Source organism: Sphingomonas sp. JUb134, assembly GCF_004341505.2.
Taxonomy (GTDB): domain Bacteria; phylum Pseudomonadota; class Alphaproteobacteria; order Sphingomonadales; family Sphingomonadaceae; genus Sphingomonas.
Genome location: NZ_SLYP02000002.1, coordinates 1 through 21,858, shown reverse-complemented (window position 1 = coordinate 21,858; position 21,858 = coordinate 1). Strand labels below are relative to the sequence as shown.

General features: G+C 63.9%; 26 protein-coding genes. 12 read left to right on the top strand and 14 right to left on the bottom strand.

The genetic code is table 11. The features are described from left to right. Window positions 1-14 precede the first annotated feature (14 nt). Window positions 15-2,183 (bottom strand): catalase, encoded by a 2,169-nt coding sequence (locus EDF69_RS16305; protein WP_018250473.1) that lies wholly within the window; start codon window positions 2,181-2,183, stop codon window positions 15-17. A gap of 673 nt (window positions 2,184-2,856) precedes the next feature. Between EDF69_RS16305 and EDF69_RS16300 the strand changes: the two genes are divergently transcribed. From EDF69_RS16300 to EDF69_RS16285, 4 genes are all read left to right on the top strand, one after another. After that, window positions 2,857-4,032 (top strand): zinc-dependent alcohol dehydrogenase, encoded by a 1,176-nt coding sequence (locus EDF69_RS16300; RefSeq protein WP_035366856.1) that lies wholly within the window; start codon window positions 2,857-2,859, stop codon window positions 4,030-4,032. A gap of 365 nt (window positions 4,033-4,397) precedes the next feature. After that, a complete protein-coding gene (locus EDF69_RS16295) occupies window positions 4,398-5,072 on the top strand; it encodes a putative quinol monooxygenase (protein WP_010408781.1) in 675 nt (224 codons plus the stop codon). Beyond that, window positions 5,072-5,218 (top strand): hypothetical protein, encoded by a 147-nt coding sequence (locus EDF69_RS16290; RefSeq protein ID WP_018250478.1) that lies wholly within the window; start codon window positions 5,072-5,074, stop codon window positions 5,216-5,218. Before EDF69_RS16295 ends, EDF69_RS16290 begins: the two co-directional genes overlap by 1 nt. Before the next feature lie 567 nt (window positions 5,219-5,785). Next, window positions 5,786-6,616 (top strand): BglII/BstYI family type II restriction endonuclease, encoded by an 831-nt coding sequence (locus tag EDF69_RS16285; protein WP_010408784.1) that lies wholly within the window; start codon window positions 5,786-5,788, stop codon window positions 6,614-6,616. On the opposite strand, the gene EDF69_RS16280 is transcribed toward EDF69_RS16285, so the two are convergent. From EDF69_RS16280 to EDF69_RS16265, 4 genes are all read right to left on the bottom strand, one after another. After that, window positions 6,582-7,268 carry an MT-A70 family methyltransferase gene (locus EDF69_RS16280; protein ID WP_029623207.1) on the bottom strand — a complete coding sequence of 229 codons (687 nt, stop codon included), beginning with the start codon at window positions 7,266-7,268 and terminating at the stop codon, window positions 6,582-6,584. The two genes, EDF69_RS16285 and EDF69_RS16280, sit on opposite strands and share 35 nt — an antisense overlap. After that, window positions 7,268-7,435, bottom strand: coding sequence for a hypothetical protein (locus EDF69_RS16275; protein ID WP_154651464.1), 168 nt, complete (start codon window positions 7,433-7,435; stop codon window positions 7,268-7,270). Before EDF69_RS16275 ends, EDF69_RS16280 begins: the two co-directional genes overlap by 1 nt. A 67-nt stretch (window positions 7,436-7,502) precedes the next feature. Beyond that, complete coding sequence (locus EDF69_RS16270) at window positions 7,503-8,210, bottom strand: DUF6118 family protein (RefSeq protein WP_183937292.1); 708 nt, start codon at window positions 8,208-8,210, stop codon at window positions 7,503-7,505. Window positions 8,211-8,221: 11 nt separating this feature from the next. Further along, window positions 8,222-8,839, bottom strand: coding sequence for a hypothetical protein (locus EDF69_RS16265; protein WP_066282979.1), 618 nt, complete (start codon window positions 8,837-8,839; stop codon window positions 8,222-8,224). Between the two features lie 15 nt (window positions 8,840-8,854). Here EDF69_RS16265 and EDF69_RS16260 point away from each other — a divergent pair, with 15 nt between their 5' ends. After that, window positions 8,855-9,361, top strand: coding sequence for a hypothetical protein (locus EDF69_RS16260; protein WP_066282988.1), 507 nt, complete (start codon window positions 8,855-8,857; stop codon window positions 9,359-9,361). A 1-nt stretch (window position 9,362) separates the two neighbouring features. Further along, the gene (locus EDF69_RS19710) at window positions 9,363-9,842 is read left to right on the top strand and encodes a hypothetical protein (RefSeq protein WP_231376736.1); all 480 of its coding nucleotides are present in this window, start codon (window positions 9,363-9,365) and stop codon (window positions 9,840-9,842) included. A gap of 641 nt (window positions 9,843-10,483) precedes the next feature. On the opposite strand, the gene EDF69_RS16250 is transcribed toward EDF69_RS19710, so the two are convergent. Beyond that, window positions 10,484-10,777 (bottom strand): response regulator, encoded by a 294-nt coding sequence (locus EDF69_RS16250; RefSeq protein WP_231738481.1) that lies wholly within the window; start codon window positions 10,775-10,777, stop codon window positions 10,484-10,486. Between the two features lie 100 nt (window positions 10,778-10,877). On the opposite strand from EDF69_RS16250, the gene EDF69_RS16245 reads away from it, so the two are divergent. Beyond that, window positions 10,878-11,186, top strand: coding sequence for a hypothetical protein (locus tag EDF69_RS16245; protein WP_010409222.1), 309 nt, complete (start codon window positions 10,878-10,880; stop codon window positions 11,184-11,186). 2 nt (window positions 11,187-11,188) lie between these two features. Here EDF69_RS16245 and EDF69_RS16240 read toward each other — a convergent pair whose 3' ends face one another. Together EDF69_RS16240 and EDF69_RS16235 are read right to left on the bottom strand one after the other, a co-directional pair. Further along, window positions 11,189-12,448 carry a Y-family DNA polymerase gene (locus tag EDF69_RS16240; RefSeq protein ID WP_007406368.1) on the bottom strand — a complete coding sequence of 420 codons (1,260 nt, stop codon included), beginning with the start codon at window positions 12,446-12,448 and terminating at the stop codon, window positions 11,189-11,191. A 5-nt stretch (window positions 12,449-12,453) separates the two neighbouring features. Beyond that, a complete protein-coding gene (locus tag EDF69_RS16235) occupies window positions 12,454-12,867 on the bottom strand; it encodes a LexA family protein (protein WP_007406310.1) in 414 nt (137 codons plus the stop codon). A gap of 116 nt (window positions 12,868-12,983) precedes the next feature. Between EDF69_RS16235 and EDF69_RS16230 the strand changes: the two genes are divergently transcribed. The 4 genes from EDF69_RS16230 to EDF69_RS16215 all read left to right on the top strand — a co-directional run bounded on the left by EDF69_RS16230 (window position 12,984) and on the right by EDF69_RS16215 (window position 17,409). Continuing rightward, a complete protein-coding gene (locus EDF69_RS16230; protein WP_007406364.1) occupies window positions 12,984-13,433 on the top strand; it encodes a hypothetical protein in 450 nt (149 codons plus the stop codon). A gap of 227 nt (window positions 13,434-13,660) precedes the next feature. Beyond that, entirely contained in the window at window positions 13,661-15,091 is a 1,431-nt protein-coding gene (locus EDF69_RS16225; RefSeq protein WP_132884332.1) for an ISNCY family transposase, read from the top strand. 159 nt (window positions 15,092-15,250) lie between these two features. Next, complete coding sequence (locus EDF69_RS16220) at window positions 15,251-17,026, top strand: sensor histidine kinase (protein WP_010409230.1); 1,776 nt, start codon at window positions 15,251-15,253, stop codon at window positions 17,024-17,026. 2 nt (window positions 17,027-17,028) lie between these two features. Beyond that, window positions 17,029-17,409 (top strand): response regulator, encoded by a 381-nt coding sequence (locus EDF69_RS16215; RefSeq protein ID WP_010409231.1) that lies wholly within the window; start codon window positions 17,029-17,031, stop codon window positions 17,407-17,409. A gap of 516 nt (window positions 17,410-17,925) precedes the next feature. On the opposite strand, the gene EDF69_RS16210 is transcribed toward EDF69_RS16215, so the two are convergent. The 5 genes from EDF69_RS16210 to EDF69_RS16190 are packed head-to-tail and all read right to left on the bottom strand — an operon-like array spanning window position 17,926 to window position 19,678. After that, on the bottom strand, window positions 17,926-18,120 hold the full coding sequence (locus EDF69_RS16210; protein ID WP_010409232.1) for a hypothetical protein: 195 nt from the start codon (window positions 18,118-18,120) through the stop codon (window positions 17,926-17,928). Beyond that, window positions 18,095-18,247 (bottom strand): hypothetical protein, encoded by a 153-nt coding sequence (locus EDF69_RS16205; protein WP_007406311.1) that lies wholly within the window; start codon window positions 18,245-18,247, stop codon window positions 18,095-18,097. The genes EDF69_RS16210 and EDF69_RS16205 overlap by 26 nt, the downstream gene beginning before the upstream one ends. A 47-nt stretch (window positions 18,248-18,294) precedes the next feature. Further along, window positions 18,295-18,576 carry an HU family DNA-binding protein gene (locus EDF69_RS16200; protein ID WP_010409234.1) on the bottom strand — a complete coding sequence of 94 codons (282 nt, stop codon included), beginning with the start codon at window positions 18,574-18,576 and terminating at the stop codon, window positions 18,295-18,297. Between the two features lie 44 nt (window positions 18,577-18,620). Continuing rightward, window positions 18,621-19,286: an SOS response-associated peptidase gene (locus tag EDF69_RS16195; protein ID WP_269747821.1), complete on the bottom strand. Its 666-nt coding sequence runs from the start codon at window positions 19,284-19,286 to the stop codon at window positions 18,621-18,623. A gap of 26 nt (window positions 19,287-19,312) precedes the next feature. Continuing rightward, on the bottom strand, window positions 19,313-19,678 hold the full coding sequence (locus tag EDF69_RS16190; protein WP_241231411.1) for a hypothetical protein: 366 nt from the start codon (window positions 19,676-19,678) through the stop codon (window positions 19,313-19,315). Window positions 19,679-19,785: 107 nt separating this feature from the next. Here EDF69_RS16190 and EDF69_RS16185 point away from each other — a divergent pair, with 107 nt between their 5' ends. Beyond that, on the top strand, window positions 19,786-20,040 hold the full coding sequence (locus EDF69_RS16185) for a hypothetical protein (RefSeq protein ID WP_029623254.1): 255 nt from the start codon (window positions 19,786-19,788) through the stop codon (window positions 20,038-20,040). On the opposite strand, the gene EDF69_RS16180 is transcribed toward EDF69_RS16185, so the two are convergent. Further along, on the bottom strand, window positions 20,021-21,858 hold a 1,838-nt coding region (locus EDF69_RS16180), incomplete at its 5' end, for a peptidoglycan DD-metalloendopeptidase family protein (protein WP_204991456.1). The two genes, EDF69_RS16185 and EDF69_RS16180, sit on opposite strands and share 20 nt — an antisense overlap.

The following is a 21,858-nucleotide window of genomic DNA, read 5'->3' as shown; positions in this document are numbered from 1 at the left end:
TCCCGCCAGGGTCGTCAGGCCGCCGCGTCGAGATCGACCTTCATCTCCCGAGCCCAGAACCTGAGGTCACGACAGGTCGTGACGAACGCCTTGACGTCCTTGCTCTTGCTTAGGGCTACGAAGCCATCGTCAAGCTCCGGCACCCGAGAAGCGTCGAACAACGTGGCGGCTGCATCGGTGTAGCCGATGAACTTGCAGTGGCCGAACGCGTCCGCCACGAAGTCCTTGGAGGCCGCATCCTTGGCGAGCATCGCAACCCCCTCCTCGGACGGGAGCACCGCGACGGCATCGAACAGGACCGAAGGTCCGCCGTCGATCTTCTGCTTGGCCGCGACCTTGGTGCCGTCGTCGAGCGTGACCCCGCCGATCTTCGGCGCGACCACCTCCCAGACCGCGCCTTCGGCTTCCAGCGCCTTCGTCAGCGCATTGAACAGCTCGGCGCTCGACCCATCGGTCAGCAGCAGGCCCATCTTTCGCCCGGCGAAATTCGCCGGGCCGTTGGCGACGATCGAGAGCGCCGACGATGTCGGCAGGTCTAGCGTCGGCTTGGCCGCCTTGGCGGCGTCCGGCAGGTCAAGGCCGAGCCCGTCCGCAACGGTAGCGGCGAGATCCTCGTCGATGTTGCGCAGGTGGCTGACCGCCCGGGCCCGGATGTCGACACGATCTACCTTCGACAGCTCGAACACCAGCGCGTCGCCGATGTGCTTCTGCTCGATCGGCTGCTGGCTGAGATAGAACTGCCGCGCCTGGCTGTAATGATCGGCAAAGGTTTCGGACCGAACCCGCTGCTTAGTCCCCTGAACCTCGGCGGGGAAGCTGGTGAAGCCGATCTCCGCGTTCTCGCGCGGACCGCCTTCCGCGCCCCAGCTGTTCGGCTCATAGTTCACGCGCCCCTTCGGATTGCGCATCGCCATGTGGCCGTCCTGCTGGAAGTTCATCACCGGACAGCGCGGGGCATTGATCGGCAGGTGGGTGAAGTTCGGGCTGCCGAGCCGCTTCAGCTGGGTATCGAGATAGGAGAAGTTGCGGCCGTGCAGCAGCGGGTCGTCACTGAAGTCGATGCCCGGCACGATGTTCTGCGTGCAGTAGGCGACCTGCTCGGTTTCGGCGAAGAAGTTGTCGACGTTGCGATTAAGCGTGAGCGTACCGACGATGCGGACCGGCACGTCCTCCTCGGGGATGAGCTTGGTCGAGTCGAGATGGTCGAAGGGAAGCTTGTCGGCGGTTTCCTGATCGAACAGCTGGACGCCGAGATCCCATTGCGGGAAGTCACCGCTCTCGATCGCCTCCCAGAGATCGCGGCGATGATAGTCGGGATCGGCGCCGCTGATCTTGACCGCTTCGTTCCACAGCACCGACTGGAGCCCCTGGCGCGGCTTCCAGTGGAACTTGACGAAGGTCGACCTGCCTTCCGCGTTCACCAGGCGGAAGCTGTGGACGCCGAAGCCCTCCATCGTGCGGAAGGAGCGGGGGATCGTGCGATCGGACATGATCCACATGATCATGTGCCAGGCTTCCGGGGTGAGGCTGGCGAAATCCCAGAAATTGTCGTGTGCGGTTTGCGCCTGGGGGAACGCCCGGTCGGGCTCCTGCTTAGCCGCATGGACCAGATCGGGGAACTTGATGGCATCCTGGATGAAGAACACCGGGATGTTGTTGCCGACGATGTCCCAGTTGCCCTGCTTCGTGTACATCTTGACGGCGAAGCCGCGCACGTCGCGCGCCAGATCGCGCGAGCCCTTGTTGCCCGCTACCGTTGAGAAGCGGACGAACACCTCCGTCTGCTGCCCGACCGTGCTCAGCACGTCGGCGCGGGTGTAGTCGGCCAGACTGTCGGTCAGCTCGAACACGCCGTGCGCGCCATAGCCGCGTGCGTGGACGACGCGCTCCGGGATGCGCTCGTGATCGAAATGGAAGATCTTTTCGCGGAGGATGAAGTCCTCGAGCAGCGTGGGGCCCCGCAGACCCGCCTTGAGACTGTTCTGGGCGTCCGCGATCGGGATGCCCTGCTGCGTGGTCATGGTAAGTGCCGCGTCCGAGGTCGTCTGGCGGGTTTCGCCGCCATGGCCCTGCTGCTCGGCATAGTTCGTCGGCTGGTCGGCACCCGCCGGCAGCGGCGGTGCCTTCTTGGCCGTCTCGCCCTTGAGTTTCACCGCGTCGCTTTTGATGCTCTTGCGTGCCATGGACGTAATCCTCCGATCATGCCCTTAATGCCACCAGCGCCACGGCGATGCGAGGCATAAATCTTTGTAGCGACTGGGAACCGACCCGGAGGACCGAAATCAAGTTATGTCAGTCGAGCATGGTCGCCGGTTCGGACGACAGGCGCGGGCTCGGCAACGTAAGTGTTCATGGCTGCGCAGAACCCGACTGCGGCTTCCTTGGTCCTGGATCACAGCCAGGGAAAGCCGATATGAGCCGGTTGGAGATGTCTTAACGCCTTGCCGTTAGCCGAGCATGATGTACTCCCAGGTCGTACAGGTTTTCGACTGCGTCCGGCACGACCACGATCTGTGGTTGGTGCTGCTCGCCGGCCTGGTTTGCCTCTGCGGAATCTATGCGTCCTTTGCCCTGGCCGACCATGCCATACGCTCAGGGCGGAAGACGCGCAGCCTGTGAGAACCTATCACCATCGTGTCGGCCGGCTGCACGGCCTGGGCGACCCACTTCATTATCTTGCTGGCTTTCAAGCCGGGCATGCCGTCTGCGTTCAACCCGCTGGCCGTACGGCCGTTTTACGGCCGCTCGTTGATGTAAACGAATCAAATGGACAGGGACCCATGCCGCGGCTCAAGGCGTTGAGCGTCATAGACATGGCCCTGACGACAGGGACATGCACTCAGATGAGGAAACGACATGCGCGCACTATGCTGGCACGGTAAAGGCGATGTCCGCGTCGACACCGTTGCGGATCCCGAGATCAAGCACCCGCGCGATGCGATCATCAAAGTAACCGCCTGCGCGATCTGCGGGTCGGACCTTCACCTGCTGGATGGCTACCAGCCCACCATGGAGGCCGGCGACATCCTCGGCCACGAGAACATGGGCGAGGTCGTGGCGCTCGGGTCCGAGGTCACCAACCTCAAGATCGGGGACCGGGTGGTGGTGCCGTTCACGATCAGCTGCGGCGATTGCTGGTTCTGCAAGAAGGGTCTGTTTGCGGCCTGCGATCGGACCAATCCGAACGCCGAGATGGCCGCCAAGGCGATGGGCCATTCGCCCGCCGGGCTGTTCGGCTTCAGCCACATGCTGGGCGGCTACTGCGGCGGTCAGGCGGAGTATCTCCGCGTGCCGATGGCGGATGTCGGTCCGATCAAGATTCCCGACAACGTTACCGACGAGCAGGCCCTCTTCCTATCGGATATCTTCCCGACCGGCTACATGGCCGCCGAGAATGCGCAGATCGAGCATGGCGACACCGTCGCGATCTGGGGCTGCGGTCCGGTCGGCCAGTTCGCCATCCGCTCCGCGCTGATGATGGGCGCCGGCCGCGTGATCGCGATCGACGAGGTGCCCGAGCGACTCGCCATGGCGGAGGCCGGTGGCGCTGAGACGATTAACTTCGCCGAAACCGATGTCTACGACGAGCTGCAGGCGCGAACCAAGGGCCGGGGCCCCGACAGCTGCATCGATGCTGTCGGCTGCGAGGCGGCCGCGCACGGGGCGGCGGACGCGGTCATGGACAAGGTGAAGGCAAGCATGATGCTCGCCACTGATCGCGTCCACGTCCTGCGGCAGGCGATCATGAGCTGCCGCAAGGGCGGCACGGTCTCCGTGCCCGGCGTCTACGTCGGGATGGGTGACAAGCTTCCGATCGGTGCAGCGATGAACAAAGGACTAACGATCAAGCTCGGCCAAACCCACGTGCAGCGCTATACTAGACCGTTGCTGGAAAAAATCGTCGCGGGCGCGATCGACCCCAGCTTCGTGATCACCCACCCGGCCAGTCTTGAAGACGCGCCAGAAATGTACGCTAAATTCCGCGACAAGGAAGAAGGTGTGATCAAGGTTGTTATGCGCCCGCACGGTTGATTGGCGGAATAACCGGGAACAGGACGCTTATCGATGCCGATCGACACCGCCGCTTTGGAGCACGTGTAGCGGCGGTGTCGATCAGCTTGCGACCAAGTATGTCGGCAGACCTAGGGTCAGGACTCGTTGACCATAGCGAACAGCGATGGCCGACGCACCAGGAAGCGAAGCGCCACTTGGCGTGCGGTCGCGCCGTGGCTGGCCGCGATCTCCTCCAGCACGCGCCCGCCAGGGGTGCGCGGGCCGGGGAAGTCGCCCTGGCCGAACGGGCTGTCGGCGCCCGGCCGCGCGAACTTCCCATGATTTAGGCCCAGGACGCCTTCCGTGGAGCTCGAGGCGCTACCATCGGAACAAGGAGAGAAAAGATGCACAAGGCACTGTTCGTAGGCATTGAAGCCGGGCCGACCCACCAGGAAGATGCCGCTGAATTCCTCCGGGGTGCGCTGGAGCCGGTCGAGCATGAGCAGGACACGCGGCACTGGTACGCGCTGCGCTTTGGCCCCGCCGACTTCGCCATCTTCGATACCTTCCCCGGCAATGCCGGCCGGCTGAAGCATCTGTTCGGCACGGTCGGCCGGGCGCTGGTCGTGAAGACCTTCACCATCCTCAACGGATTGCCGGAGATCGAGCCGGCCGACATCCTCGCCCTCAAGGTGCCGGCGGCGGACGCCCTGCCGCGCTTGGCCCTGCATGTTCCGCTTGAAGCACGGGACGGTGCGGAGGAAGAGGTTGCCCGCTTCCTCCAAGGAGCCCGATCGGCCGTGGAGCGGGAGCCTGGCACCCTGTCGTGGTACGCTCTGCGTCTCGGAAAGACTCGGTTCGCCATCCTCGATACCTTCGCCGACGAGGCAGGGCGCGAGACGCATCTGTCGGGCGAAATCGGCACGGCGCTATCCGGAAGCGCTGCTTCGCTGTTCGCCGAGCCTCCCCAGATCCACCGCGCACAAATCTTGGCGTTCAAGATTGCATCCGCTGGTGATGAGGAGAGGACGAGCAGGAACACGTCGGTCGCGCGGCCCCTTGAGAGAGGGACAGTCTGATGGACACGAAGCAGAAGGTGCTCGTTGGAGCGGCCGTCGCCAGCACCGCGGCAGCCGGGGCCGCGTTCGCGTTCAAGTCCGCGGGCACGGATTCGAAGCTCACCAAGGTCGCGTGTCCGCCGTCAGCACCAATGGCACAGATTTGAGGTTGTGATTTAAGGAGGATCTGGGCTTCGTCGTAGTGACGAAGGAACGAAGATGAAGCCCAGATCCTCCAATGTAAAATCGCCCGCCAAGGCCTCAGCAGAGCGGGTAGTGAACCGTGGATTTGAGGGATGCACAGCTCCCTGGGGTCGATTGTCGTTAGCGGCAAACCATTGAACATCGGGTATGGTCAGTTCCGTCCGCTCACGGACGTGCTGATCGGAAAAGCGCTCTCTACCGCCACAAGCGGTGTAGAGGGCGACTAGGTGCTTGGTCGCAAGATCCTTCTCCAAGCTGCGGGCACCCGCAATTTGGGCGAAGCTCGATCGCCCCAATAGGGAGCCGTAGCGCTCAGGGCTGACGCGCTCTCCGTCCAGCTCCCTATCCTCAATGAGACGATCTAGTGCGAGAAACAGGGCATCCACCCACCACCGCTCTACCCGCTTGCCGGCAAAGTCGGATAGGTGGCCAATCCTCTCGTGCGCAATCGCCTCGGTGAGCATAGGGGCCTCGCCCTAGCCCGGCAATCTATGGCACCTGGGCGCATCAGAAGCGACTCTTGGACGAGCATGTTTGAAGATCTGGCCGCTCGCGGCTTCCAAATTGAGTTTCACAGCCATGCCACGGCCATCCTGAGCGTCGATTTTCCCGACGCGATCGGGGAGTTGGAAGCGGCGCTCGGCGCGCTATCCATCCCAATTGAGGAGATCATCGGCTCGGGTGGAGGCGAGACAAAGGGCACTCAGCGTCTCCGGCGCGCCTTGGCCGAGCTGGGCTGGCACAAGGTCAATTTCACGATCGAAAAGCGCATCAACGGCGTCCAAAGGGAGTCGATCTCCCATGAGGTCGATCATGTCCGTACCTTCGCCGATGGCCGCGTCATCGCGCTCGAAATCGAGTGGAACAACAAGGATCCATTCTTCGACCGCGACCTGGAGAACTTTAAGCGGCTGCACGCGGAGGGGGCGATCAGCGTTGGCGTGATTGTCACGCGGGGATCGAGCCTACAGGACGACATGGTGCAGCTCGTCCGCCGGTTTGCAACCGAGCGGGGTCTGGAGTCGAGTGATGACCTTGGATCTTTGGGACTGACGCCCACCCCCCGGCAGAAGGCCGATGTTGCTCGGCGTATGCGAGCAGGCGGCGCGACCTTTGCAGACGCTTGGTCGCTTAGTTTCGTGAAGGATAAATATGGGGCCGCCACGACCCATTGGCGAAAGCTAGAAGATCGCGTGCACCGCGGCGTCGGCAATCCATGCCCGCTCCTCCTCATTGGACTACCCAGCTCAATCGTCACTTTCGATGAGCATCTCGACGTGGGCGCCATCGCCGAGGGCGAGGAGGAGCAGGAGATCCTTGCTGAGCCTATTCAGCCGCTTCCGCCACCAGCCCAGCCCTAGAGTGATGGGCATACGTCGGCCAGGAAGGGGTATATTCCTCGTCCGCCTGGTTGCCCCATACGGTCCAATCCGGCCGCGTTCCACGCGAGAACATCTCCAAGAACGGGCCGGGGCTGCATTCCTCAATCAGCGGATATTGCTCGTCAGGCTTACGGCTGTGCTCCCGCTTGCGGCTCTCAAGATAGTTCACCTGTGTCCGACCCGGATCAAGCGTGCGGGCGTTCTTGCCCCGGACGCCAAATAGGATCAGTTCTGTAACGTTGCGGAAATAGAATCCCACGCCCCGACCATCAGATCCGCCATCCTTGCGGATCTTCCGCCATACGATGTTGGATTTATACTCAAAGCCCCATTCCCGCATTACACGCAAGCCGTCCGGCAAGAGCGCATTAGGCACCCACAGGTAGAGGTGGGCGGTTGGCGCAACGCACTCCTGCACCGGTAGCTCGCAAATCTCGTCCAGCGTCATTGTCCCGTAGCGGTTTAGGCGGCGGTGCTCGGGTGCCACCTTCCCGGTACGGTTTTGAAACTGCCACGGCGGATCCGCCAGTACTGTTCTGAAATTGCCGCCCCCTGCGACGTTCAACAGATCCATAGCTGCCGGACTATAATCCGGTGACTTCTTGGACGCCTTGCGCTTGGATTCTGACATTAGGCTGCGTCCTCATTCTTAATCGATTTTGGCGCGCGACCCACATAGCCACGCAAGCCTCGCCGGATGACCTGACTCACTGTTTCGTCACGACTATCAGCAACTTGCCGTGCCTTTTGCGCGAGCTTCTTCGGCACCCGCACTGTTACAACGATATCGTCTGCCATATGCCTCTCCGGCGTACCATGTATGTTCTGGTATTGCCTTGTAATACGGATTGCAAGACGATTACCCTCACTTACGAGCCTCTTTGCCTACTGGCTCGACCGTGCCGGTGCACTGCACCGATTTTCCTGTCTTGTTGGCGCGCTTCTGACACGCCTCCAGCACCTCACGATTGGCGGTCACAATTCGATCACCCGCGGCGATGTTGGCGAAAGCGTCGGGCGCGCTTGCCCGCATGAGGCGCTGGCCGCCTTCCCACATCGGCAGGTCGAGCGAGCGTGCCGCCATCTTCTCCGGCCATTGCCAGCTCGCGGGCACGGCGCGCGCGACAATGCCGGCGAACACCGCCCACAGGATCATGCCGACCACAATCCCGCCGATCGCGCTCCACATCAGCCAGCGGTTCTGCTCATCGCCACGCCGCGCCGACACGACATAGCTGTGAAGCTGGCGCGTCACGTCCTCCAGGCCGGTGCGCGCCGTAGCGATCGTCTGCCGGTCTTCCTGGCGCGCCGTGCTTGCCGCCGCGGTGATCCGTCCCGCCAATAGCTCGGGCGTCATCGCCAGCATCGGGCTTTTGACCAGCATATCGACGCGCTGCGCGGTGGCGGTGATGTTGTTGGCGATCACGCCTAACGTCTCGGAATAGTCGGGCGGTTCCGGCACCTCCATGCGCTCGGCCGTCAGCCGCTCGACGGCACGGCGCATCAGCGTCACCTCGGCGCGCAGCTCTTCGAACGCCTGTGCGGCTTCATTCGGCCCTTCTTCATCCGTCACACGTCATCCCCTTATAGGCTCATGCCCCTGTCGCGCTCGCGGCCGATCCCGATCGACTGCTCCAGCGATTTCTCGATGCTCCGGCCGCGCTCCAGTTTCAGCTCCAGCTCGGGCGCGCGGCGCTCCAGCGCCTTCGCCAGCTCAGGGTCCCGGCGCAGGCCCTCGGCCATCGCGCCCATGCGCGTGGTAGCCTTCTCGGCCCGGACCTGGTCGCCGCCTGCCCGCTCGCGCGCCAGTCCCCGCCAACTCTCCACAAACCGGTCGGCGCGCGCGTCGGAGTCGAGCCGCACCCGGCGCTCCTCGGCCATCGCGCGCACCGCGCCGCCGGTCTTGCCCTCCGCCGCCTGCCCGATCAGCCCAGGATCGCGACGGAACGCGGAAGCGAGGTCGCGCGCAGCATCGGGCCGCACCTGGTCCAGCGCCTCGCCGGCGCGGCGCAACGCGCTCTCCTGATGCGGCAGCACCGGCAGCTCCTGCGCGCGCATCCGGCCTATGTCGGCCGACGCCCGCGCATAGCGTTCGATCGCCCTGGCCTGATCCGGCTTGCCGCCGCTCGCCGCGCCAGCACGATCCGGGGTAGGTGCCTTCTCCGGCGTGGCGGCAGGCTTGGGCCGGAAGCCCGCGAACATGTCCCTACCAAGTCGGTGTACCTGCACATCGCCATGCCGGCGGGCTGCGACCCTGCCCTCGGGCGAGCGGTCAGCAACTGGAACGCTCAAGGGTCGCGCTTCTACTATCAGTGGGACGCGGCGAATAACCTGACCACCACGCGAGGGACCGAGACCACGGCTCAGATCGTGACCGTGGAGGACGGCTATCCCACCAACTCGACCGCCCTCGCGTCGACCAACCTGTGGACCAGCGGATCGACCATCACCCAGGCAGACGTGATCGTGAAGGCCGATTACCTCTGGTATTATGGCGATGAGTCGGGTGGGCGGTTCCATTGCCCGTCTACTCGGTCGAGCCCTCCTTCCGGCTCGTTTGATTATGAGTCGACCATGACGCATGAGCTCGGCCATGCTTTGGGCTTCGGTGAAGCCAACAACACGGCGTGCGTCATGCACTATAGTCAGCCGGCGGGCGTGGTGCGTCGCACCCCGTGCTCGACGGAGACGACAGCGCTTCGCAACGCCTACGGAGTGCGGTGATATGAGGGTCGCGGTGTGGTCGGTAGCGGGATTGCTGCTAGTGTCCTGCTCGCCGAACGCACCGCAACCCGAGGTCCCGGCCGGCTGGAAGTCGGTCGGGATCCCTTCGTGCTGCACGGTCGCCATTCCATCAGATGCGACTCTGAAGGCGGGAAAGGACCCGGTAGACGATCCGGTGTTCCTGCTGCGCGGGCCGGGCTACGAAGGCATGTTCACAGTGACAGGCCGAGGATCGGCGCTGCCGATCGCGAGCTCCGGGACCAACTACAAAGCGGATCAGCTCACGCTCGACGGCCGCCCCGCAGGCGTAGCTTCCTACCGTGTCGCCGACCCGAACTATCCCGAGCGCCGCAGCCTTCTGTGGACGTTTGCTGGGCGGAACGACGGATCGGGGAAGAACCTGGTGCTTGATCTTTCCTGCAAGGAAACGGGTTGTGCCGTATTCCTGCCTATGATCGGCTCCCTCGACGCAAAACCATGAATACTCGCTGCCTTATGGGTCAATGCCGACCGGGAAGCCGATCCGGCTTGTCGGCCGGCTGGAGCGTTCGTTATGGGGCGACGACGACTTTGGCCGGTTCCAGCTAGACGACGCCGCGGTCATCGCAGTCGACGGGCCACGTTGAGGCGGGCCCGGCTGGGCCGAAGGTCGAGCCCACGGGTTGGGTAGGCGGGATAACGACGCAGCCGCTACGATCGGGGCGGTTCCTTTATACCGGCTGGGGCATGAAGAGAATCCTATCCCGACCATTGATCCCATTCGGGACGGTCGCGGCCAGCGCGCTTCGACTGGTTCAGTCGTAAACGTATATCTGTGCCCGCTCTATGCGCCACCCGCTGTTCGCAAAAGCCTTCCTTTCTGACGACCTTGCCGGCGGGCCATGACCGCACCGCATTTCTGCTGCCCGCCGCTTGTCAGAACTGTTCTGAAAACGTGCTTCGCAAAAGCGTCTGCCGGCGACGGGTTTGGAGAACCCACTGGTAGAAAGCGTGAGCATGACGCCTCGTTTGCAAGCAGCGCCGGATAATGGCGAGCACACTGGCAGATAATTTGAGCAGGTTGCCACGCGCCAGTGGCAGATAGCGTGAGCAGAAAATCTGGCTGTTTGCGAGCAGGCGCCGTTATGATTGCAAGCGCCTACAGATATTGCCGCTGGCGATCACGATCTCGATCCAGGGCCAGTGCTGTGCGACATGACGCGCCAGCGCAAAGCCGTTGATCGATCCCGGCATCTCGACATCGGAGAACAGCAGGATGGTGTTGTCGGCCTGCTCCTCCAGCAGCACGATCGCGGTATCGCCGTCCATCGCCTCATGACAGCGAAAGCCGGCGTCCTCCAGGATCAGCGTCATGTCCATCAGGATGATCGGGACGTCATCGACCGCGAGCGCGAAAGGTACGGTCGACGTGTTCATCACCTCTACAACCGCCTGTATCCATAATCGCTCCCGCGACCGGCACGATGCTGCCGCCAAATCGTTGATGGCCTGACGGAAATTCGAGGGAGAACATCGAATGCGTAGCCTGGTTGCTGTGTTCACGGTCGGGATATTCGCGATCGCGACCCCTGCCGGCGCGCAGGACATGCCCGGCGCAGTCGATCTGGGCGCGCAAGCGCGCACCCAGGTTCAGTCAGCGACTGCTCGTGGCTATGCCGAACGGGGCGGGGCGGCGACCGCGCGAGGTCCGAACGGGGTGCCACTGTCCGCTCGCGCGAAAAGCTATTGCGACAGCTATTCCGCACGGTTGCGCCAGTACGGCGCGAAGGATGGGCGAGTGATGAAGCTGGCAGCGGCCTGCCGGCAGGCAGGCTATCGCTATTGATCTCACCGCGCGATCGGCACCTGATCGATCCGCGTGGTCCAGGACGGGCTCTTGAAAGCACGCTTGGTGTCGTAGCTCTTCTGGCCAAAGCCCTCGGAGGCAAGCCGCATCGTGTTGCGGCCGAACCGCCCGTTGAGCCCGTCGATCGCGGCGAGCAGGGCAGGGGATCGCGGATCGGGCACCGCGAACAGGTCGGCCTGGTGCGCGGTCATCGGCTCCAGCCCCTCGAGCATGACGCCGCACTTGGTGTAGACGCCGCCAGTTTCGTACATGACATCCGCCATGCGGCCCGCCATACCGCCGATCACGCGCGGATCATTGGTCGCCGGCGACAGCCGCGCTATGCGCGAGGCGGACGGCGCGTTGGGCTTGAACCGGCTTCCGTGGGCAAAGGCGATCAGGCGGGTGGCAGCGAGATCCTGCGCGCGGATCTTCTCGGCCGCGCGGACCGCGCGGCGCACCATCGCCTCGCGCAGCGCCGCGACCTCGCGCACCGGCTCACCGAAGCAGCGGGTCACCGCGGTCGCCTTGGACGGGGGCGGCTCCGGCTCGAAATCGGTGCATTCGACGCCGTTCAGCTCGCGCACGAGCCGCTCCAGCACCACCGTCCCCACGTCGCGCGCGACCTCCGGGGGGAGGGCGGCAAGATCGGCCGTCGTCCTGACGCCGAGCGGTCGCAGCCGCTCGGTCATCGCTCGCGCGATGCCCCAGACCTCCTCGACCGGCCATTGCGCGAACAGGCGCCGCCGCAGCTCGATGTCGTGCAGGTCGACCACGCCCTTCCAGACCTTCTCCGACGCCTTGGCGAGGGCGTTGGCAACCTTGCTCAGCGTCCGGGTCGGGCCAAGCCCGATGCGGATCGGCAGGCCCGTCGCACGCTTGACGGCCGCGATCACGCGGTGCGCGGCCGCCACGTCGCCCAGGCCGTTCGGGAGCACCGGCAGGCGAAAGAACGATTCGTCGATCGAGTACACCTCGACCGTGCAACTGTGCTCGGCGAGGACCTGATTGAAGCGACGATTCATGTCGGCATACAATTCGTAGGAACTGCTGCGGTATTGGATGCCATGCTCGCGGACGATATCACGAATCTTGAACATCGGCGCACCCATCTTGATGTGCAGCGCCTTGGCCTCCTCGGAGCGCGCGATGGCGCAGCCGTCCCCGTTACTCAGCACGATGAGCGGTTTATCGCGCAGCGACGGGTCGAATACCCTCTCCGACGAGCAATAGAAGTTGGAGACGTCAGCGATCGCCCACATGGCGGTCAGCCCTGCAGGTTGCGCACGGAGGCGCGGACGACGCCCCACACTTCGACACTCTCATCCGCGATCACCGCGTCGTAGCGCATCCGCGCGTTGCGGGCCTCGAGGACCGGCTTGCCGTCGCGCCAGACCAACTGGCGGATCACGAAGCCCCCGTCGACCACGGCGATGACGATGCGGCCGCTAACCGGCGTGGCGTCGCGATCGACCACCACCACGTCGTCATCATAGATTCCAGCGTCGATCATGGACTGTCCGCTGACCCGGAACACGAAGCTGGCGGCGCGGTCGAGGCGCAGCAGCGCCACGAGATCGATCGCGGTTTCCTCCCAGTCCTGGGCAGGCGAGGGGAAGCCAGCGCCGGCCGCGCTCACCACCCTCAGGCGAAACGCTGGCGGCAGATCGGCGATCGGCATCGGTTGGGACAGGGGAATCACACACGCGGACATGCGCGCATGATATGCTGGATAAGAACATGAAGGGAACGAGATTTTCCTTTTGTTCTCATTTCGCATGACTCATAGAGTCATGGATGCCGATCCGCCCCGAAAACCGCTGGCTGTACCCGATCGACTGGCCGCTGCTGTCGGACCAGATCCGGTTCGTGCGGGCAGGAGGGCGCTGCGAACGCTGCCGGCGACCGCATCTTCGGCACGTCGCGCATCTGGGCGATGGGCGCTGGTGGGATAGCGAAGCGCGATGCTGGCGATCGGGAGAGGGGCGACGGGTGAAGGTCGGCGACCTCTTCGCGCTCGACGTCGTGCGGATCACCTATGTCGTGCTGGCCTGCGCGCATCTGGATCATGATCCTGGCAATAGCGCGCCGCGCAATCTCGCCGCGCTATGCCAGCGATGTCACATGCTCCACGATGCCGAGGAGCATCGCTGGCAACGCTGGTGGAATGCGTTTCGGCTGCGCGCGCTGCAGGATCTTTACGAAGATCCGCGACACGCTCGCGCGCGAGAACGACGGCGCGGCTAACTCGCGACTGACTGGCAAGCCTTAGCTGCGAAAAAGCCACGTCAGTCTCTGCAAGAACGATGCCGGAAATCTGCTAAGCCATTGATTTAACATAAGAACTATTATCGAACAAAACAGGTGTAGGTGCTAAGTAGAAATGACACTCCTCCGCTAGATAGAAAAGGCACAACGAGTGCCAGCGGGTCGCCGGTGTCATGGCCATCCTCGGCAGCGAGGATGTGCAAGCGATGACGGTGCTGACAATGAGTGCTGCCGAGGTGAGCCGGTTCGACACGCTGATGCGGCTGGACCGTGGCGAAATCCGGATCCCGGACGCGATGGAGCTGCTGGGCCTCCAGCGGCGGCAAATCTACCGGCTGCTCGATCGCCTTCGACAGGAAGGCGCTGCGGGCCTCGTGTCGCGCAAGCGCGGGCGGCCAAGCAATCGGCGCTACAGCGATGCCTTTCGCGCCGAGGTGGTCGCGCTGGTGCGAGAAAACTATGCCGACTTCGGGCCGACGCTCGCGCGCGAATATCTCGCCGAACGCCACGGCCTCGGCCTGTCGTGCGAGACGCTGCGGCAGATCATGATGGAAGCCGGCCTTTGGAAAGACCGCGCCGCCAGGCGCCCTCGCCCGTACCAACCCCGCTATCGGCGCGAGTGTCGCGGCGAGCTGGTCCAGGTCGACGGCTCGAAGCATTGGTGGTTCGAGGACCGCGGCCCGCAATGCACGCTCCTGGTATTCATCGACGACGCCACGAGCGAACTGATGCACCTCGAGATGGTCGAGAGCGAAAGCACCTTCTCCTACATGCGCGCGACGCGGACGTACCTCGAACGGCACGGTAAGCCGGTCGCCTTCTATACGGACAAGCACAGCGCGTTCCGCAACAACACGGCCTCGGCGAACGGCGACGGCATGACCCATCTTGGACGCGCGCTGGAACGGCTGAATATCGACCTGATCTGCGCGAACTCGCCGCAGGCGAAGGGCCGCGTGGAGCGCGCCAATGCCACGTTGCAGGATCGACTCGTCAAGGCGATGCGGCTTCACCGCATCGACACCATCGACCAAGCCAACGCCTTCCTCCCCTCCTACATGGCGCAGCACAACCAACGGTTCGCCAAGGCGCCCTTCGACCCGCGCGATCTACACCGACCGCTGGCCATCCACGAGAACCTCGAAGCCGAGATGGTCTGGCGCGAGCAGCGCACCGTCACCGGTGCCCTCACCCTCCACTACAATAAGGCGATGTTCATCCTGGAGCCGACCCCGGTCACACAGGGTCTCGCCCGCAAGAAGGTGGATGTGTGCGAGTATCCTGATGGCCGGCTCGAGATCCAGCATGAGCGCGAGGTGCTCCCCTATCGGGTCTTCGACAAGATGCGCCGGGTGAACCAGGCGCCGGTGGTCGACAACAAGCATCTCGACGCTGCCTTGGCGCTCGCCCACGCCATCCAGCAGGTGCAGCCGCACCACGCGAAGCGCAACAACAACGAGCCCGCCCGTACCGCTCAGCCCGGCGGGATGTTCAAGGCCCCCTCGCCCGTCCCCCCTGGGCCAAAGTTGGATCGCCGCAAACTGGGCAATCAGCGCCTGAAGCGAGGCCCTCGCCTTTCCGATGATGAGCTCGTTGCCCGCGGCTTGGGCGAATATGTCCGCCGGCAGACGGGATGACCGGATGGCGTGCCCGCCAGCGTCTCGAAAACGATCGTTGATCGGGAAAAGCAGCCCCACACCCTACCGGCTTGCGGGACCTCTCGCCCTCAGCTCGCACCATGCTATCAGCGTGTGGGGGCGGGCGGGGGCGCTCATGTCCCTATTTGAGCTTTGGACATGCCGAACACCAAGACCTTGCCCTTTGTCGATCGCCTGCTGTCGTGGTCGTTCCGCCATCCGATCTCCACCCCAGCCCGCTACGCCGCCGCGACGGTCCTGATCGTCGTCGTCGGACTATTCCGTGCGCTTGTCATCAGCTCGATCGTCCCCTGGCTGCTGTTCATCCCGGTCGTGCTGGCGATCGGCCTCGTGCTGGGTAGGGGATCGGGGGTCTATGCCGGCGTCCTTGCCGGGGTCGTCGCCGGCCTATCGATCGGGAACGCGCGCGAGCCCCTGTGGCTGACGGACGCCCAATGGATCGGCAGCATCCTGTTCGTGCTGGTAGCGGCCGGGATCGCCGTCTTCGCAGCCGAACTGCGCGCCGCGTTCGCGCGCGCGCGCCGGCTCACCGTGGAGAAGGATGATGCGTTGGCTCGGTTCGCCGAACGCGAAGCCTTCCTCTCGGGCGTGCTTTCCAGCTCCACCGACTGCATCAAGATTCTCGATCTCGATGCCCGTCTCACCTTCATGTCGGAAGGCGGGCAGAAGGTGATGGAGGTGAGCGACTTCAACGCCATCGCCGGGTGCCCCTGGCCCGACTTCTGGCGGGACAAGGGCAATGACGAAGCGCGAGCGGCCATTGCCGCCGCCAAGGCCGGGCAAAGCCGCAGCTTCATCGGTCAAGCCGCGACCATGCGGGGCACGGTCAAATGGTGGCATGTCGCGGTCAGCCCGATCCCCGGCGCGGACGGTCGGCCCGCACGCATCCTGTCCGTCTCGCGCGATATCAGCGACCTTCGCGCCAGCGAGGAGGAGCGCGACCGTTTCGTGCGCTTGGTGGAGAACAGCAACGACTTCGTGGGGATGGTGCGGACGGACGGGACCGTCTTCTACATCAACGACGCCGCCCGGCGGATGGTGGGCCTGGAGGGGGGGGCGGATGCCGGCTCGCTGTCCATCGCGGACTTCCTGATGCCGGAGGAGGCTGCGAAGGTCGCGAACGAGGTGCTGCCGGCCGTCGCGCGCGATGGTCATTGGGCGGGCGAGATCGACTTCCGCCATTTCGGCACGGGCGAGCCGATCCCCGCGCTCTACTCGGTGTTCCCCATCACCGACGCGGACGGCGCGCTGATTGGCTACGGCACGGTGACGCGAGACTTCCGGGAGCGGAAGCGCGTCGAGAACGACATGCAGCTCATGAACGGCGAGCTGGCACATCGCCTCAAGAACGTCCTGGCCGTCATCCAGTCCGTCGCCCAGCAGACGCTCCGCAACGCGCCGGATACCGAGACGGCCAGCCATGACCTGTCCGCCCGCCTCGCGGCGCTCGGCGCGGCAACGGACGTGCTGACGGGCAAGTCATGGCGGTCAGCCGATCTTTGCGAACTGACGAAGCGCGCGCTCGCGCCCCATGGCCTGATCGGCCGGCGCATCCTGATCAACGGACCCTCGGTGACGCTCAAACCGGAGGTGACGATGGCCTTCGCGCTCGCGCTTCACGAACTGGCGACGAACGCGAGCAAATATGGCGCGCTGTCCAACGACAACGGGACGGTCGCGTTGACCTGGACCGTCGAAGGCGATGATGCCGACGCCCGCTTCGCGTTGCGCTGGGAGGAGCGGGGAGGGCCAGAAGTATCGTTACCGAAACGGAAGGGTTTCGGGTCCACCCTCATCGAGCGGTCGCTTCGATCATATTTCCGGGGGCAGGCCGCAACCGACTACCGGCCGGAAGGTTTGGTTTTTCAGTTGGAAGCGCGGCTCGGAGACGCCGCAATCGTGACCGGGAAGTAAGCGTGGGCCAGAGTACGCCGATCGGCACCAAGACGATCCTGATCGTGGAGGACGAAGCCCTGATCCGCTTCGATCTGGTGGACTTCTTCGAGGCCGCCGGGTGGCGGGTGTTCGAGGCCGAGAACGCCGACGACGCGATCCGCATCCTCGACCACCACAAGGAGGTCCGCGCCGTCCTGACCGACGTGCAGATGCCGGGCTCGATGGATGGCGTGAAGCTCGCCCACTACGTCCGCGAGCGGTTTCCGCCGACGGTGTTGTTCGTGGTGTCGGGCAATCTCCATATCCCGGACAGCGAGCTACCGCCTCAGACCACCTTCCTCCCCAAGCCGTTCGATGCTCACCGGCTGCTGCGCCAGTTGGAAGCCGCTCAACCAAGATAGGCCGGTCCCGCGCCTGCTTTGGCGGAGGCTCAGCGGTTCCCACGCATAGAGTGCGAAGCGCGTCGCGCTTCGGTGCTGGCATAGCTGAGGGCTACCACGCCCCCGCTTGGTGGTCATCTCCTTTCCCTCAAACGAACGGCGATCGAGATCCTGGGTCGCAAACCGGCTACGCCTTGCGGGTCCGGGGCTGATTTTCCCGAAATATGTTCCCGATTGCCTTTTCCCGAAATGCGGCGTCGGAGACGGAGTTTCGGGAAAGCTCGAGCGCTCGAAAACTGGCGTGACCGAGCCCGCTGCTGGCGCAGCGGGTCCGGGGGCAGGAGCCGCAAGTTCATCGCATCAGCGGGGGCAGCGCTGCGCTGTTTGGATGGCTCCACGCTGCCCCCGCTGCTACCAGACGGTGTCATGTCTACTTGGCGAAGAACGTGTCTTCTCTAACTGACAGGAACAACAGGAACGTGGCTTGTGCCGGCTTGGCAACAGCGGCTTAACCAGCGGCCGAACTCTTAACTTGGCTCAATAGTCGAGGTTGCGTTTTTCCATCTGTGCGGCCGCGAGGTCCGCGACCGGACCAGCGCCTTCGGCCAGCTCGTAGATCGCTATCACAGCCCTGTCGTCGAGACGCTCGACCATTGCCTGGACCGCTGACCAGTTAGCCACGTCGAGCGCGACCGTCGTGCTTTCGTTACCGGACACGGCGATCGGCCGCATCAGCCATCTTCGACCAGCGATCGGCCGAATGCAGCATACGGTCCCTAGCATGGGGCAGAACGAGCTGCTGGGCCTCGGCAAGGTCGGCCGCTGCCCTCGCGCGGTAGTCGGCTGCGGTATCGGCCATGAAGTCCCCTCAGTTTAGGCCAGCGTTCTAAAACCCTGGCCCGTTTATCACTTGCCGTTCATCCGATCGCGGACCGCCTTCGCCGGCGCGAACGTCAGCTTGCGTGACGCCGCGATCGTGATCGCCTCGCCCGTCGACGGGTTGCGCCCCTGGCGCTCTGGGGTGTCCTTCAGCTTGAACTTGCCGAACCCGTTGAGGCTGACTTCCTCGCCGGTCGCGACAGCCGCGGTGATGTTCGCAAGGATCGCATCGATGACCTTCCTGGCGTCCGCCTTTGCGAGGCCATGGGTATTGGAGAGCTGTTCGGCCAGATCGGATGTCGTCGTCATGAACACGTCCCGGTGGTGAATGATTGGACCGGCCTTAGCCCGGTTCACGTCGCGCCGCCATCGGGAGTTGCCTCCTGCGCGCTCATCTCGCCCTCATAGGGGCGGACGAGCTTCAGGGCGTCTTCATAGCTGCCGTCGAGCCATGCCGTGAAATCGCGAGGGTGAAGGATCGCCGGCATTGCCTTGGGATGCCAGGGATCGACGGTGGCGTTGGGAGAGGTGGTGCAGAAGGCATAGGCATCGCCGCGCTCGGTCGGCCGCCACAGACCGGCGAAGAAGGCGATGGGCTGGTCGGGCAGCGAAAACCACATCTGGCGGGGTTTGCCATCGTCGCCCGTCCCGCCGTCGGGATGCGGCTCGGCGAAGTGCGTGAACGGGACCAGGCAGCGCCGATCGGGATTCGCGATCGACGGCTTCCACATCGACGATGCGAGATTCCGCGCATTGGTGACGAACTTGTCCAGCTTGACCGCCGGGTCGCGCTTGCTCGCTACCTTGGTCGGGAAGCCCCATTCCATCGCGACCGGTTCGAGCGGACGGTTACCCTCCCCTGCCCGCCTGACGACCAGTCCGTAGCGCGCTGTCTTCTTGCCCGTCGGGAAGATCTCGCGCGGCACCGGGTAGGTCTCGTCCTCGGGATAAGGCGGCTCGAATCCGACCGCCCGCATCACCGCGGCCTGTTTGGCGCTCAGGCGATATCGGTTGCAGATCGATCGGCTCCTTCATCGTGCCCAGGTTAGAAGAACTCCCGGCCACCACGATACTCGCGCCAGGCATTATCCCATTTCGTGCCGACGTCGCCACTCACCGGCCGCGCGCCGACGTCGAATCCGGCCATCACGTCGTCGATATGCGGTGCCGGCGCCGGCGTGTTGAACGGCGCGATCCCGCGCGCCTTCAGGTGCCAGACATAGGCGCACTCGTGATCGGTGACCGGCGCGGCCTTCCCCCACGCCACGTCCTGGAACTGGCGCTGCGCCGCGCTCCTCGGCCGGCGCTCGCGCAGACGCAGCGCATCGTAGAACAGCAGATGCTCGCGCAGCAGCGCCTCGTAGCGTTCGATCGTGCGCGGGTTTTCGCCGTCCTGCTCCACCGTGCCCACTCCGTCAGTACGGGTGAAAATCCTCGCCAAACTCAATCCGATATGCTAGGCTTTGCAAGCCTAATTCTGACCAGCACGGTCAGCCACGGATTGAGGAAGGAGCGGCCATGTTGAACCACGAACCTGGCCAGATGGACTGGGATCGGTTCCCAATCGGTGGCTCGTCTTCAAACGGATATATCAATCCTAGCAACATGTACGATCAAATGACGCATGTAGGCCGGGAGGCATTGGCTGAAGCCACTAGACACGATGAATTTGAGCCACCCGAAGTGAGCGACAACTCACATGCAAAGCTTTTCTTTGTGTTTATTGCAATAGTAATGGCTTTCGCCTTCATCTTCACTCCCGGCCATTCCTAAGCTGGAACCGCCTCGGATCGACCGGAGCGCCATCCTTCCATAATTCATAATGAAGGTGCGAACCGGTCGATTTCCCGGTGCTGCCAACACGCCCGATCACCGCCCCAGCTTCGACCGTGCTGCCGACCTGGAAGCCAGACCGATCCTGCATGTGGAAGTATTTGCTCTGCGACCCGTCGCCGTGCTGCAGGACCACATAATTGCCGGCCCCGTTGGCCTGGAAGTCGTTTCGGATGACCTGGCCCGATGCAGGTGCGCGGATCTCCGTCCCTGCTGGCGCGGCAATATCCACCCCTCGGTGATGCCGTCCGGGCTCGCCAGTGACCGGGTCGATCCGACCACCCATTCCCGAACTCAGCCGCCCCGAAATCGGCAGCATCGCACGTTCACCGCGCGGGACTTCGTAAACATGGCTGGTGCCAGCTCCGATCCCGAGATTGTCACGGACCCAGTTGCGCGCGCCCTCAACACCGGGAAGTGTCGTCGTGATCCACGCATCATTGCGCTCTTGGACATGGTCACCTAGCTGACCCGCCGTCCCTCTCGCCTCGTCGACACCGTTGCCGACCTCGAATGCACCACGGGTGATGCGCGCTGACGCATTCGGGATCGCGTCTGCGACATTGCCGGCCAAGTCGAGATCGCGCGAACTTTCGCGGATCGACACGTCCGGTCCTTGTGCCCTGACACCGGCTGCGCGCTGGTTGCCCCATTGGTTTACCGCACCCGGGGTCGCCGATGCGGGGCCATGCAACTGCCCCGACAGACGCTCAGGCACGCTTACACCCAGTTCGTCGCGGACCGATGCGACGCGGCGCTCCATGAATTCGCCAAGCAGGATATCGCGCACCTGTTCCTGTTGCGGCGTGCGCGGCATGACCATGCCTGGCGTCCACCCGAACTGCGACAGCGTGTCGTCGCCGAGAAGCCGCTCCTGGGCATACACGACAAACTCCTGGCTCTCGTTCCGATTGAGCGACCAGCCCCGCGCCGAGGCCTCCCTGACATCGTTGCTGACCCGCTGGAACGTCTCTTCGGCTCGAGTTGCTTCCAACGACGCCGACCGCGATTCCCCGACGCTGACGCCCAGCTTCTGCGACAGCGACCGAACCTCGCTATCTCCGCTCGTGCTAGATTCACGCATGAATTCGTCGCGTGCTGCCCGGGCCTGCGTCGAGTTAGTTTCCTTTGTAATGTAGTCTTGTAATTCCCCGTAGGCGTTATCGGCCGACAGCGTCCTGTTCGTATTTTCGGTCGCGATCGATGCGATTTTACCGCTGAGGCCAGCCCTTCCGGTGACGCCCCACAACTTCTTAAGAACTTCTATGCCGGCGTTCGCGTCGCCTGTGGTCTGCGAAGCACGGGCGACTTGCTGTGCATCGGACTCACTAAGACCAAAGCGATTGCTCAGTCCGGTGGAAAGGCTCCGAGATGCCTCCGTCATTCTGGTGATGCTGTTATTGAACCCCGACCCCGTCTCGGTCGAACTACCACGCCGATGCTCAGCGGCCGTCAACAGATCCGTCGCCGTCGTCGCCGTAGCGTTCCAGGATTGCGATGCCGCGCTGCGGAGCGACTGGGTGTGCGTCTGCCCGTCCGAGAGCGCCCGGCTCATGCTGCTGTCGAACCCGGCGGTCCGCGTCGGCGTGAATGCGAGGTTCGAGATGCCCTGGCGGGTATCGAACGCGTTGGTCCCGTCCGCGAAGCCGTACGTCACGCCACCGTCGGCGTTGGTGAACGTGCCGACCGAATAGCCCGAATTGAACTTGGGCTGATCGTCGAACTTGTTCGCCTGGGTCATGCCCGACGTGAGGTTCT